This is a genomic window from Candidatus Izemoplasma sp., assembly GCF_982632705.1.
The window spans coordinates 22,984-37,013 of the sequence record NZ_CEXEES010000009.1; the positions used below are offsets into that span (position 1 = coordinate 22,984).

Below are 14,030 nucleotides of genomic sequence, written 5' to 3' on the forward strand. Positions count from 1 at the left end.
TATGCAAAAACAAGAGATTAAACAACAATTAGGTATCATAAAAAAACAAAAAGATGATGTATTAAGCATGATCGATTTTGATGCCTTAAATAACGAAGTAAAAACCCTTGATCAAACGACATATGAACAAGGCTTTTGGGATGACCAAGAATCAGCCCAAAAAGTTATTAAAGTCCTAAAAGGTCTAAAGAACACTCAAGACAAACTCAACAAGTTCATTGACTTATTTGATGAATGTGTTGCATCTTCAGAACTAGTCGAAGATGACTTTGATGAGATGGCTTTGTTCTTTAAAGAACTAAATGATGACTATTCAAAGATGTATGAGACATTATCAATTGAACTTTTACTCAGTGGAGAACTCGATTCATCAAACGCAGTACTAGAAATTCATCCAGGTGCTGGTGGAACTGAATCACAAGACTGGGCAGATATGTTATATCGTATGTACAAAAGATACTCTGAGCAAAAAGAGTATGATATTGAAGTTCTTGATTATCAATCGGGAGATGAAGCTGGAATTAAAAGTGTAACCTTTTTAATCAAAGGATCTTATGCGTACGGTTATCTTCAATCTGAGCATGGTGTTCATAGGTTAGTTAGAATTAGTCCTTTTGACAGTGGAGGAAGAAGACATACCTCATTTGCGAGTGTCAACGTCATTCCTGAGATTGATGACAATATCAATATCGAAATCAATGAAAATGATATTAAAATTGATACATACAGATCTAGTGGTGCTGGTGGACAATCAGTAAACACCACAGATAGTGCTGTAAGAATTACCCATTTAGAATCAAAAATAGTTGTAACCGTTCAAAACGAACGTTCACAAATCAAAAATAGAGACAAAGCAATGCAAATCCTAAAAAGTAAACTATATCAATTAGAACTACAAAGAAAACAAGAAGAAATATCATCGTTTAGATCTACCAGTGTTTCAAACTCATTTGGTAGTCAGATTAGATCATATGTCATGCATCCATACAACATGGTAAAAGATCATAGAACAAACACAGAAACAGGAAATGTATCAAAAGTCATGGATGGCGATATTGATATATTTATTTCCTCTTTCCTAAAATATAAGGTAGGTGAATCAAATGACTAAAGAACACAACATAAGGCTTATATCGCCTATAGAAAGATACTTCATGATTTCATTTGGAATCATCTTAATGGTAACTGCATTTTATTTATTCTTGATTCCAGCAGACTTAGTAGCTGGAGGGGTAACTGGACTTGCACTCGTTATCGATAAAGTATTCGGATTTAAACTAAGTTTATTCGTTTTAATCATGAATATGTTTCTATTAATACTTGCATTATTATTCTTAGGAAAAAAAGTATTTTTAAGAAGTATATACGGATCACTATTTTTCCCGTTAGTACTATTTATATTTGAAGAGTTTGTTCCTAACTTGGATATAGAAAATGATTTCTTTATCGCAAGTATCTTTGGTGGTGCATTACTTGGATTTGGATTTGGGTTTGTTATTAAATATGGTGGTACAAGTGGTGGAACAGATATCCCAATTAAAATACTAATCACAAAATTAAAACTTCCATTAAGCATTTCATTATACTTAGTCGATGGAATTATCGTAATACTAGGTGTTATTGTGTTTTATGCTGATTACGGATTAATCGCTGGATTATACGCGGTACTTACAATATTTATATCTGGGAAAGCCGCAGATATTGTTATCCTTGGTAATACAAGTAAAACCGCAGTACAAATAATCACAACAAAACCTGAAGAGATAAAACTAGCAATATATGACACAGTCTTTAGAGGTGTTACTGAATTAAATATTAAAGGTGGATACAGTAATGAATCTAAAACAATGCTAGTAACAGTAATCACAAAAAGAGAATATTACGCGATTAGAAACATCATCGCTGGAATAGACCCACAAGCATTTGTTTATGTAACACAAGCAACTGAGATACAGGGTGATTTTGTAGTAAGAGAGGATGATTGATCATGGGACATATAAAAGAAAAGGTATTAATCGTAGTAACAGCGTTAATAGTAGGTGGACTTGGATTTAGTGGTGGATATATGGCTACAAGAAATCAAGAACCACCAATTGAAAATATAATTGAGAACGTAATCGTAGAAGAGGTTACTGTAGTTTGTGGATCTGAATTTGATACGTTTGTAGAAGTGATGGACTTACTGATAGAACATCATTATAAAAGACCAACAGAAGCTGATTTAATGCAAGGTGCAATTGAAGGTATGATCGAATCAATCGAGGATCCTCATACAACGTATTTTGATTATGAAGAAGCACAACAATTCAACGATAACTTCGGTGAAGACTACGTAGGAATTGGTGTACAAGTACGATATGAGAATGAGACACTAGTTATTGATGGTGTATTCGCAGACAGTCCTGCATATAACGCAGGTATAAGAGTAAATGATGTCATAACACATATCGACGGTGAACTGGTTGTAGGATTAGAATTTTACGACATAGTAGGAAAATTAGTAGGTGATGAAAACACAGATGTAACAGTTGGTGTTTTTAGAGCTGGATTTGAAGATACATTATATTTTGTAATGACAAGATCTGTCATTGAAAATCCAAGTGTTGAATTTGAAACATTTGAACAAAACGGAGAAACAATTGGTTATATTAAAGTGACTACGTTTGGTGATGAAACATTCCAAAAATTCTATGATGCAATTGACGATTTAGAGACAATTGGTATCGATGGATTAATTATAGATTTGAGAAACAATGGTGGTGGACATTTATCTACCGTTTTGAACATGCTTCAAGAATTCCTAATCAATGATGGAATCGAAATGTTTAGTACAGAGCATTATATTTCAGGTGTAAAAGAAACAGACAACTATTATGCATATAGAGGATCTGCAAGAGATTACGATATTGTCACATTAGTAAATGAAAACTCAGCATCAGCATCAGAAGTGTTCGCAACTGCGATGCAAGAGCATGGAGACTATACAGTACTAGGGACTGTTACTTATGGTAAAGGTACAATGCAAACTGATATGGATTTAGATTCAACAGTTGGTGATAGTTTACATATCTCAGTTGGTAAATGGTTAACATCTGACGGTAACTGGGTTCATTTTGATGGTGGTTCAGATGGTGTTATACCAGATGTCATCGTTGAAGTATCTGAAGTAGAAAAAGCATATAAAGTATTTCTACTAGATGGTGGATCTATCTTAGTAGATACAGTAGATACAAGAACAGCTAATATTCAAATCATCTTGAATGCTGTTGGATACACAGTTCGTACAGATGGATATTTTGATTTAGTAACAGAAGCAGCAATAGAAGACATTCAAACAAGCAACACACTTACAGTAAATGGTGAAATCAACGCAGAAACCCTAGATATCATAAACACGTTATTACATAATCTTCAAAACAACTCAGACAATGATACGCAATTACAAGCCGCTATCTCACATTTAGTAAATGATTAAATTAACAGAAATAAAAAAATTGCGTGGACATAGATATCTTGTTAAATTACTAAAGAACGATGTAGAACACGTTCACATCGTTCATGAAGAAACCATTTTACATTATAATTTACTAGGACCTAAAACATTAACAGAACAGGACTACAAAAGAATTATAAAATCATCAGAAGAAGATATTCTTTACAACAAAGCATTATATTTCATAGAGTTTAAAATGAGAACAATTAGTGAAGTCAAAAAGCAATTAAGAAGAACCACACAAAATGAAACACTAATTGATCAAATGATTGTAAAACTTAAAAAACAAGGGTACTTAGATGATAATAAATATACAAAAGAATACATAACCGAAAAAATCGAATTTGATCTAATCGGACCAAGATATGTAAAAGAAAAATTAATAGGGAAAGGGATACACTTTGATTTAATTGATACACATTTGTTATTATATAAAGAAGAGTATCAGTATGATAAAATCAGAGAACTCCTGAAGAAAGAAACAAAATACACAATAAAAAAACCTTATATCAAGGCGTACCAATCAATCAAAGGTAAACTAATTAATAAAGGGTTTAATCCAGGTATTGTGGAATCTTCAATGATATCTTGTAAAGAAATGATTGAAGACGCAGTAGATGAACAAGGTTTACTCGATGTAGAAATTAAGAAACTCAAAAAAGGAGTTAATCTTAAGGACTTTAAAGAAAAAGATAAACTGGTAAAGAAACTACTGACTAAAGGATTTAGATATGATTTAGTAAAAGAGATGCTCCAATAGGAGGGATTATATGAAACTTACCAAAGATGATGTATATTATTATAATCAAGGAAAATTATACGATAGTTATCGTATATTTGGTGCGCATTTAGAACAAAATGACTTAGGGGAACATGTCGGGACAAGGTTCACCGTATATGCACCTCATGCCAAAGAAGTTAACGTCCTTGGAGAATTCAATAATTATCAAGCTTGGGTACATAATTTAGTAAAAATAGATGATTCAGGTATCTGGAGTTTACTAGTAGAAGACGCATTAGAATGGCATATGTATAAATACCAGATAAAAACATTTGATGGTAGAGAACTATACAAAAGCGATCCTTATGCTTTCTTTAGTGCACAACGTCCAGAAACAATGAGTAAAATATATAACCTTGAAGGATATAACTGGAATGATGATGACTATATGTCTAATCGTAATAATGAACGCTCTTATGAGAATCAAATGAGTATATACGAAGTACATTTAGGGACATGGATGACAAAACCTGATGGAACATTTCATAAGTTCAATGAGTTAGTAGATTTACTACTACCATATTTATTAGACAATGGATTCACTCATATTGAGTTAATGCCAATTATAGAACATCCCTTAGACCAATCTTGGGGATATCAAGGAACTGGATACTATAGTGCAACATCACGTTTTGGTGTTCCAAAAGATTTAATGTATCTAGTAGATAAATGTCATCAAAAAAACATAAAAGTAATATTAGACTGGGTACCAGGGCACATATGCCGTGATGATCACGGATTGTATATGTTTGACGGGGAACCCTTATATGAATACAGTGAAGAATGGAAAAGAGAGAATGTAGTTTGGGGAACTGCCAACCTAGATTTAGGTAAAGGTGAAGTTCAATCATTCCTAATTTCAAATGCTTTATTCTGGATGAAAAACTTCCATATAGATGGTTTTAGAATTGATGCGGTAAGTAATTTGATTTACTACTTAGGAAATTCTAATCATGGAGTAAACGAAGGTGCATTAACATTCATTAGAAACTTAAGTACACAAATATTTAAGCACTTTGACAATGCATTGCTAATCGCAGAAGATTCAACTGCGTTTCCAAAAGTTACTCACCCAATAGAATCAGGTGGACTAGGATTTAACTACAAATGGAATATGGGATGGATGAACGATACACTTGAGTATTTTGAAAAAGATCCTGTACATCGTAAGTATCATCATCATGACATTACATTTGGATTAACGTATGCATTTAGTGAAAACTATGTACTACCTTTGTCACACGACGAAGTTGTACATGGTAAGAAATCACTGGTAAATAAAATGCCAGGAGATTACTGGCAAAAATTCGCTAACTATCGTGCATTAATGGGGTTGTTCTATACTCATCCAGGAAAGACTTTATTGTTTATGGGTGGAGAGTTTGCTCAAATGCATGAATGGAAAGATAGCACAGAACTAGATTGGAATTTACTGGAGTATCCACTTCATAAATCCGCACAGCTATTCAATAAAGATATGAATCTTGTCGTTAAGCATCACGCTCCACTACATCAATTAGATGGAAACAAAGAAGGATTCAGTTGGATAGATTCAAATAATAGTGATATGTCTATATTTAGTTTTATTAGATATGCCAAAGACAAAAAAGATTTTGTAATCATAGTATTTAATATGACTCCAATCGTACACCATAACTTTAGAATTGGAGTACCGAAAAAAGGGAAGTATTATGAAATAATTAATAGCGATAAGGCAATTTATGGTGGATCAAACTTATATAATGGAGAACATATGTTTACTGAAGATATTTCTTACAATGATTTTGATCAATCATTACAAATGGTGGTTAGTCCACTATCAATGACAATCATTAAAAGTGGTGATTAAATGAAAAAAGTAGTAGCTATGGCACTAGTAGGTGGAAGAGGTTCAAGGTTAGGAGATATAACAAAACATACCGCAAAACCAGCGGTATCTTTTGGTGGTAAATATCGATTAATTGACTTTGTTTTATCGAACTTAATCCATTCAAACATAGATACTATTGGACTACTTACTCAATATGAACCACATCAACTAACTAAGTACATAGGAAATGGAAGCACATGGGACTTAGATGTAAATGAGGGAGGAATTTCTTTCCTAACTCCTTACACATCAAAGAGTGGTGAACAATGGCAAAAAGGTACAGCCCACGCTATTAAGCAACACATGTATTTCGTTGACCAGTATAACGCTGAACACGTATTGATATTATCTGGAGATCATATATATAAAATGGATTATCAAAACATAATCAATACACATACAAAGAGCAACGCAGATATAACAATAGGTTCTTTCAACGCAAAAAATGATGCTTCAAGATTTGGAATCTTAGAAGTAGATAAACAATCAAAAGTGATTGGGTTTGAAGAGAAGCCTGAATTTCCAAAAAGTAAAAAAGCATCAATGGGTGTTTATGTTTTCAAAACTACAGTGTTGAAGCAATTACTTGAACATAGTGAGCAACTACTGGACTTCGGAAAAGACATTATTCCTTTCGCGTTAACACATGAATACAAAATATATACCCATTTATTTAAAGGGTACTTTAAAGACGTTGGAACAATAAACAGTTTATTCAAAGCAAATATGGATTTAATAGATAACCCACAGTTTTTAAAACTACATGAATACAAAGATTTCCCAATATATACAAAATCTTCAAACTTACCTCCACATCACATCACACATCATGGTTCTGTGACTAAATCACTTGTCAGTGATGGATGTCTTGTAGAAGGTAAATTACTATACAGTATTTTAAGTGGAGGATGTTACATCAAGAAAAACTCAACTCTGACAAACGTTATTCTTTATAACAATGTCCGTGTTGAAGATAATGTCCATCTTAAAAACTGTATTGTTCTAGAAAATACAACTATCCCAAAAAACACTACATTATCATTTAAAGATATTACAGTAATAGATGATGATTACCTAAGAGGTGATTTCAATGAATGAGATATTATCAATCATCGATGCAACCTTTAAAGACAATTTGAATCAATTAACATTGCACAGAATGCCAGGTGCAATTCCTTTCGCAGGTAAGTTTAGACTTATAGATTTCGCATTATCAAACATGAGAAATTCAGGTATTACAAATGTAGCGATTTTTCCATATGGAAATTATCGTTCATTACAAGATCATGTTGGTAGCGGGAAACGATATGATTTAGATAGAAGAAAAGATGGACTATTCATCTTACCACCTAAGAACCTATACATCTTACCCGGACAAATGATCACATTCCAAAGAATGTATGAACATATAGAATACTTCACACGATCTAATCAGGAATATGCAATTATTACAGCTGCGAACATTGTCTGGAACATTGATTTCAATGATGTATTAACATACCATAAAAATTCAAACTCAGATATAACAGAAGTAGTATATCAAAATATTAGACTCAAAACATTTATCCTAAAAAAATCATTATTATTAGAATACATTTTAGGATATGATTCGCTTGAATATAAAACAATACTAGATGTAGTTGAGAGTGCACCAAATACGCTTATCAACATCTATGAACATAAAGGATATACAAGAACAATTACAGATTCATTCAACTATTTAAAGTCGAACTTAGATATACTTGATTTCAACAAAGGAAAACAAGTATTTGTAAGTGATAGACCAATCTATTCCAAAGAAAAAACATCACCACCTACTAGATATCTTCAAAACGCTAAAATCGACAATTCAATGATATCAGCTGGGAGTATTGTAGATGGTACTGTTATAAACAGCGTAATAGGTAGAGATGTTGTAATTAAAAAAGGTGCTATCATCAAAAATAGCTATGTTATGAGTAACAGCTTTATTGAAGAAAATGCACATATCGAGTATGCAATCCTAGATAAGCAAACAGTTGTTAAAAACAACTCAATGATTATAGGTAACCTAAGAAACCCTTATACGACACAAAAAGAGCAAATTGTAACATCAACTGAAAAACAAAGAGTATTAATGGTTGCAAGTGAAAGTTACCCATTTATCAAAACTGGAGGACTAGCAGACATCATTGGCTCATTATCAAGAAACCTTGTTAGAACAAATGTTGATGTGACAGTAATTCTTCCATACTATAAGAAAATAAAAGATTCATTCACAGAAAGTATCAAAAGTGAGTTTACTAAGACAATAATCTTTGACGAGAAAAGATATAAAGTGAGAATCTATTCCTATCGATACAAAAAAGTGAAATACTACTTCGTTGATAGTTTTGATTTCTTTGATACAGACAATGTTTACGGATATGACAATGATGTAGAACGATTCGCATTCTTTAACAAAACAGTAGTAGAACTACTCCAAGACTTTGATCCATTTGATTTGATCCATATCCATGATTGGCATACTTCTTTGATCCCAATCATTCTAGACAACTCTGAATATAAAGGATCAAAAACCCTTCTTACCATTCATAATATAGAGTACCAAGGAGTTGGACCAAAAAGTATTATCAAGAAACTTGGTATAGATAATTTCATTTTCAAAGATGATACAATCAATTGTTTAGAAATCGGAATCAATACCGCAACCAAAATATCGACAGTATCTCAAACGTACAAAGAAGAATTAAAGTATGAGTACTACGGTAAGAACCTAACATATGGAATTATAAAAAGAGAAAGAGATTTCTATGGTATCCTTAATGGAATCAGTAGTAGTTGGAATCCAAGTAAAGATAAACTGATCCATACAAAGTACTCAAAAAACACAGTATCTGAAAAAATACACAATAAACGCTTTCTACAAAAACTGGCTAACTTCGAACCAAATGATAATGCATTTATCATGGGAATGGTAACCAGAATAGCAGAGCAAAAAGGATTTGATTTAATTATTCAATCGTTAAGACAAATCCTACAAAATAAAAATATTTATTTTGTACTACTTGGTACAGGAGACAAAGAAATTACTAAAGAACTACAAAAAATAGAAAATGAGTTTCCAAATAATGTATCGCTATTCTTAGGATATGATGCAACCATTCCAAACTACATTTACTCAGGCGCAGATGTATTCCTAATGCCTTCAAGGTTTGAACCTTGTGGATTAGGACAAATGATCGCAATGAGTTACGGTACATTACCTGTTGTTAGATCAACAGGTGGACTAAGTGATACTGTAGAACGTTATGACTCGTTTAATGACAAAGGTAATGGTTTTGTATTCAATAACTATGACAGTAACGAGATGAAAGCTCAAATCGAATTTGCCTATAATTTATTTGATTCTAATAAAACAATTTGGAATAAAGTAATGCTAAGAGCAATGAGAGAAGATAACTCAGTAAAAAAAGCAGCACTAAAATACAAAGAATTGTACAAGGCAATTACAGAGAATATACAAAAAACACGTGATTTTGAATAAAAAGTATAGTAAAAGACGCAATTAACACTACTTTTTATGATAAATGCGTGTTTTTTATAAAAAACAGGCGTTTTATCAAATAAAACAACAAGATAACGGTTTCATAGTTGTTTTCATATATATTATATCGTTTTTTTGCTATAATTTTGTAGAAGGAGTGATTTCAATGATTTCATATTTCAAAGATGAATTTACATTCTTAAGTGAATTTAAAGAACGTATTGAGAAAAGATATGTTGTAACACTAGAAAACGCAAGTACAAGACAAAAATATAATGTATTAGGTGAACTTGTTTCAGAACAGATTTCAAAAAACTGGATGAAGACAAACGAGAAACTTAAACAAGGTAATAATAAAGAAGTGTATTACTTCTCAATGGAATTTCTAATGGGAAGATTAATTACGAACAATATTCAAAACTTAGGTCTAAGACCACTAATTGATAAAGCTTTAAAACTGGTAGACCTTGATTTGAATGAAATAGAGCATTATGAAAGCGATGCTGGACTTGGAAATGGTGGACTAGGAAGACTAGCTGCTTGTTTCTTAGATTCAATCGCGTCTATTGGGTATCCAGGATACGGTAACGGTATTAGATATCGTTATGGTTTATTCGAGCAAAAATTCGAGAATGGATATCAAAAAGAAAAACCTGATGACTGGTTAAAAGATGGATATGTTTGGGAAGTCAGAAAAGAAGAAGAAAGTTTACTTGTACCTTTTGGAGGACACGTAGCCTTTGAAAACCATAGAGCAGTTTATCATCCAGATGAACTAATCAATGCTGTACCATACGATGTTCCAGTTGTTGGAGACAGAAACTCAGTTGTTACATCGCTTCGTTTATGGAATGCAGAACCAACAGATATGAAACCAGCTGATAAAGATGCATTAGAATATGACCAAGAAATCAGAAATATTTCAGGATTCCTATATCCAGATGATGCTACAAAAGAAGGAAAAGTATTACGCTTGAAACAACAATACTTCTTTAGTGCAGCTGGAGTTAGAAGTGTTGTTAATAAATTTATTGATCAATATAAAGATCTAAAAAAACTTCCTAAGAAAATTGTTATCCAAATAAATGATACTCATCCAAGTTTAGTTGTACCTGAACTAATGAGGTTATTAGTAGATGAACACAGTTTCACATGGGATGAAGCATGGAGTATAACTACTAAAACATGTGCATACACAAACCACACAATTCTAGCAGAAGCTTTAGAAAAATGGCCTGTTGATATTCTTGCCCCAGTCCTACCTAGAATCTATCAAATCATTGAAGAGATAAATAAACGCTTCTGTGGTTTCTTAATAGAAGAAGGGTATAGCCAGGAAAAAGTAACAGAACTAGCAATTATAGGTAATGGACTTGTAAGAATGGCTCATTTAGCAATCGTTGGTAGCTTCAGTGTTAACGGAGTTGCTGCGTTACATACAAACTTATTAAAAAATGTTGAAATGAAAGATTGGCATATGATTTACCCAACTAAATTCAACAATAAAACAAATGGAATTACTCACAGAAGATGGTTATTGCATAGCAATCCTGAACTTGCAGAAATCTTAAACACAGTTACAACAGAATGGTTAGATGACCCTAATAAACTAGAGAAGTTCTACAATAAATCAAAAACTAAGAAATACAGAAAATTAGTTAAAGATATGAAACTAACAAAGAAAAAACAATTAGCAGAACGTATCTTTAAAGAACAAGGATTGCAAATTGATCCTACATCTATCTTTGATGTTCAAGTTAAAAGACTACATGAATATAAAAGACAATTAATGAATGCATTACATATCATGTATGTATACAATAAACTTAAATCAGATGAAAACTTCAAAGCAAATTATTATCCTCATACATTTATATTTGGAGCGAAAGCTGCCGCAGGATATTATTTCGCTAAAAAAATAATAAAACTAATCACAACAATCGCAGAAAAAGTAAACAACGACCCAGATACATCAGATTTACTAAAAGTAGTATTTGTTGAAAACTACAATGTTACCTATGCTGAATCTATCATGCCAGCATGTGATATTTCAGAACAAATATCAACAGCTTCAAAAGAAGCATCTGGTACAGGTAATATGAAATTTATGATGAATGGTGCAATTACACTTGGTACTATGGATGGAGCTAATGTTGAAATCGCAGAACTTGTTGGAGAAGAAAACATAGTCATCTTCGGATTAGATAGCGAAGAAGTGAATGAGTATTATGCGAATGGAACATATAACCCATTAGAAGTATATGAAACACATTCAGATTTAAAACTAGTAATGGATCAATTAACAAATGGATTCTTTGAAACAGTCCCTAAAGACGAATTTAAAGAAATCAGTGATAAACTATTAAACAGAGATCAATACTTTGTGTTATTAGATTTTGAAGGTTATAGAGATGCACATAGTCGTGCGAATGATCTATATAAAGATGAAGAAGCTTGGTTTACATCAAGTATCATCAATATTGCAAAATCTGGATACTTTAGTAGTGATAGAACAATAAAACAATACGCAAAAGAGATATGGAATATCAAACCCATTAAATAGAAAAATAAGGCCACTTTTTAAAAAAGTGGCTTTGTAATAAACAAAATCCTTTTCAATTTGGCATTTATGGTGTATAATTTCTTCATCTTAATGTAATATCTAGGAGGTAACTATGGGAATATGGGGAATAAGACCTTTCGAAAACGATAGTGGAGTAGATTGGTTTACAGAATTAGAGGAAGAAACAAGTTTCAGTCAAATAAGACGAAAAATAGAAGAAGTTGTTACAGATGATTATTTAGAAGCAGATTTAGTCGGTGAGGCATTTGCATCAATTGCAATTGTTGTTGCAATCAGAGCAAATGAAGAAAGACTATTACCTGATTTCGAGAAATCATCTTTATCAGATTTAAGAAATTTATTTCTTCAAAAAATCGATAGCAATGTTGAAAGTCTTATTGAAGACGCTTTTTCAATAATGCGAAGAAGCGAAGATAATGAGTTTTATGAGTTACTAGATGAAGAAAATTTAGTTGAAGACTGGATCGATTACTTAGATGCATTACAAGAAAAATTCAACGGATAAAAGCAGTGTCTAACACTGCTTTTTGTATACTTATTTATAAAATGATAGTATTATTTGACATACTTTGATTTATAAACTATACTTATATTGAATTAATCTTCAGGGCAGGGTGCAATTCCCGACCGGCGGTACAGTCCGCGAGCGTAACAGCATGATTAGGTGTGATTCCTAAACCGATAGTATAGTCTAGATGAAAGAAGATAGATTTCCTTATTTCTTTTGAGATAAGTATGTCTTTTGAATTATGCCTAACGAAGATTTGATTCGTTAGTTTTTTTTAATTCTAAGGAGGAAACACTATGACTTTAACTAACAATCAAACTCGTAAATTGGTAACACTAGGAGTGTTATCAGCACTAGGGGCGGTCTTAATGATATTAGAGATCCCGTACCCGCTTGTAGGTTTTCTGACATTTGATGTCAGCGATGTGGTAGTACTAATTGTATTTGTATTATACGGATGGAAGGAAGCGGCAGCAGTAGGTGTTTTAAAAGCTCTTGTACACATGTTGTTCAAAGGACCAGTTATGGGACCTATTGCAATACCTATCGGACAAATAACTGCTTTCATAGCAAGTATGAGTTATGTTCTTGCGATGTATTTAAGTTTTGACAAATTAAAACTAAATAAATACGTGTCTGCAATAGTATCAATATTCATTGTTGCTATCATTATGACTATTTTAAATTACTTCTTTATCACACCAATATTTATTGGTTACTGGTGGTATACAGAAATACCATTCCCAGTTACACCAGCTAGTTATGGGTTTGATATTCAAGGTGGATATTTAGCTGCAATGATCATCGTATATATCCCATTTAATTTGATTAAGGCCTCATTGATAACAGTATCATTCATTATAATTTGGGAAGCACTAAAAAAAGCATACCCAGATTTTATTGCATCAAACGAATAATATTATTTTATACAAAATAATTTCTTTTATTAAAGCACTTCTATTGAGGTGCTTTTTTATGTTATTATATTTTTGAGGTGATTATATGTATAATCAAGCAGTAGAAGCAAAAGAATATATCCAATCAATTATCAAAAAGACTCCAAAAACAGCAATTGTTTTAGGTAGTGGATTAACTAGTATTATGGATGAACTAGAAAACAAAACAGAAATCTTGTATGAAGATATTCCTAACTTTAAGACTAGCACAGTAAAAGGTCATACTTCAAAACTAGTATATGGTTTATTAGAAGGACAAGAAGTTTTGTTAATGAGCGGTCGTTTTCATTATTACGAAGGATATACAATGAA

General features: G+C 32.1%; 10 protein-coding genes, 1 pseudogene and 1 riboswitch. All 11 genes and pseudogenes read left to right on the forward strand.

Translation table 11 applies throughout. The annotated features are described in order from the left end of the window. Nucleotide 1: 1 nt before the first annotated feature. Nucleotides 2–1,111: a peptide chain release factor 2 gene (gene prfB, locus AC2LE6_RS02235; protein WP_484477614.1), complete on the forward strand. Its 1,110-nt coding sequence runs from the start codon at nucleotides 2–4 to the stop codon at nucleotides 1,109–1,111. Then, nucleotides 1,104–1,985 (forward strand): YitT family protein, encoded by an 882-nt coding sequence (locus AC2LE6_RS02240; protein WP_484477615.1) that lies wholly within the window; start codon nucleotides 1,104–1,106, stop codon nucleotides 1,983–1,985. Before prfB ends, AC2LE6_RS02240 begins: the two co-directional genes overlap by 8 nt. A gap of 2 nt (nucleotides 1,986–1,987) precedes the next feature. Further along, nucleotides 1,988–3,475 carry a S41 family peptidase gene (locus AC2LE6_RS02245; RefSeq protein ID WP_484477616.1) on the forward strand — a complete coding sequence of 496 codons (1,488 nt, stop codon included), beginning with the start codon at nucleotides 1,988–1,990 and terminating at the stop codon, nucleotides 3,473–3,475. Next, nucleotides 3,468–4,253 (forward strand): regulatory protein RecX, encoded by a 786-nt coding sequence (locus AC2LE6_RS02250; protein ID WP_484477617.1) that lies wholly within the window; start codon nucleotides 3,468–3,470, stop codon nucleotides 4,251–4,253. Before AC2LE6_RS02245 ends, AC2LE6_RS02250 begins: the two co-directional genes overlap by 8 nt. A 10-nt stretch (nucleotides 4,254–4,263) precedes the next feature. Further along, entirely contained in the window at nucleotides 4,264–6,123 is a 1,860-nt protein-coding gene (gene glgB, locus AC2LE6_RS02255) for a 1,4-alpha-glucan branching protein GlgB (RefSeq protein ID WP_484477618.1), read from the forward strand. Next, entirely contained in the window at nucleotides 6,124–7,242 is a 1,119-nt protein-coding gene (locus tag AC2LE6_RS02260; protein WP_484477619.1) for a glucose-1-phosphate adenylyltransferase family protein, read from the forward strand. After that, on the forward strand, nucleotides 7,235–9,670 hold the full coding sequence (locus AC2LE6_RS02265; protein WP_484477620.1) for a glycogen/starch synthase: 2,436 nt from the start codon (nucleotides 7,235–7,237) through the stop codon (nucleotides 9,668–9,670). Before AC2LE6_RS02260 ends, AC2LE6_RS02265 begins: the two co-directional genes overlap by 8 nt. A 166-nt stretch (nucleotides 9,671–9,836) precedes the next feature. Beyond that, nucleotides 9,837–12,233, forward strand: coding sequence for a glycogen/starch/alpha-glucan phosphorylase (locus tag AC2LE6_RS02270; protein WP_484477621.1), 2,397 nt, complete (start codon nucleotides 9,837–9,839; stop codon nucleotides 12,231–12,233). Between the two features lie 112 nt (nucleotides 12,234–12,345). Further along, the gene (locus AC2LE6_RS02275; protein ID WP_484477622.1) at nucleotides 12,346–12,759 is read left to right on the forward strand and encodes a DUF4259 domain-containing protein; all 414 of its coding nucleotides are present in this window, start codon (nucleotides 12,346–12,348) and stop codon (nucleotides 12,757–12,759) included. A 91-nt stretch (nucleotides 12,760–12,850) separates the two neighbouring features. After that, a riboswitch (FMN riboswitch) is annotated at nucleotides 12,851–12,965 on the forward strand. A gap of 93 nt (nucleotides 12,966–13,058) precedes the next feature. Then, entirely contained in the window at nucleotides 13,059–13,679 is a 621-nt protein-coding gene (locus tag AC2LE6_RS02280; protein ID WP_484477623.1) for an ECF transporter S component, read from the forward strand. Between the two features lie 85 nt (nucleotides 13,680–13,764). Beyond that, a pseudogene (locus tag AC2LE6_RS02285) lies at nucleotides 13,765–14,030 on the forward strand (purine-nucleoside phosphorylase); the annotation flags it as partial.

Coding starts and splice junctions, on each gene's coding strand:
- prfB (WP_484477614.1), top strand. CDS start 2: ATGCAAAAACAAGAGATTAAACAACAATTAGGTATCATAAAAAAACAA.
- AC2LE6_RS02240 (WP_484477615.1), top strand. CDS start 1,104: ATGACTAAAGAACACAACATAAGGCTTATATCGCCTATAGAAAGATAC.
- AC2LE6_RS02245 (WP_484477616.1), top strand. CDS start 1,988: ATGGGACATATAAAAGAAAAGGTATTAATCGTAGTAACAGCGTTAATA.
- AC2LE6_RS02250 (WP_484477617.1), top strand. CDS start 3,468: ATGATTAAATTAACAGAAATAAAAAAATTGCGTGGACATAGATATCTT.
- glgB (WP_484477618.1), top strand. CDS start 4,264: ATGAAACTTACCAAAGATGATGTATATTATTATAATCAAGGAAAATTA.
- AC2LE6_RS02260 (WP_484477619.1), top strand. CDS start 6,124: ATGAAAAAAGTAGTAGCTATGGCACTAGTAGGTGGAAGAGGTTCAAGG.
- AC2LE6_RS02265 (WP_484477620.1), top strand. CDS start 7,235: ATGAATGAGATATTATCAATCATCGATGCAACCTTTAAAGACAATTTG.
- AC2LE6_RS02270 (WP_484477621.1), top strand. CDS start 9,837: ATGATTTCATATTTCAAAGATGAATTTACATTCTTAAGTGAATTTAAA.
- AC2LE6_RS02275 (WP_484477622.1), top strand. CDS start 12,346: ATGGGAATATGGGGAATAAGACCTTTCGAAAACGATAGTGGAGTAGAT.
- AC2LE6_RS02280 (WP_484477623.1), top strand. CDS start 13,059: ATGACTTTAACTAACAATCAAACTCGTAAATTGGTAACACTAGGAGTG.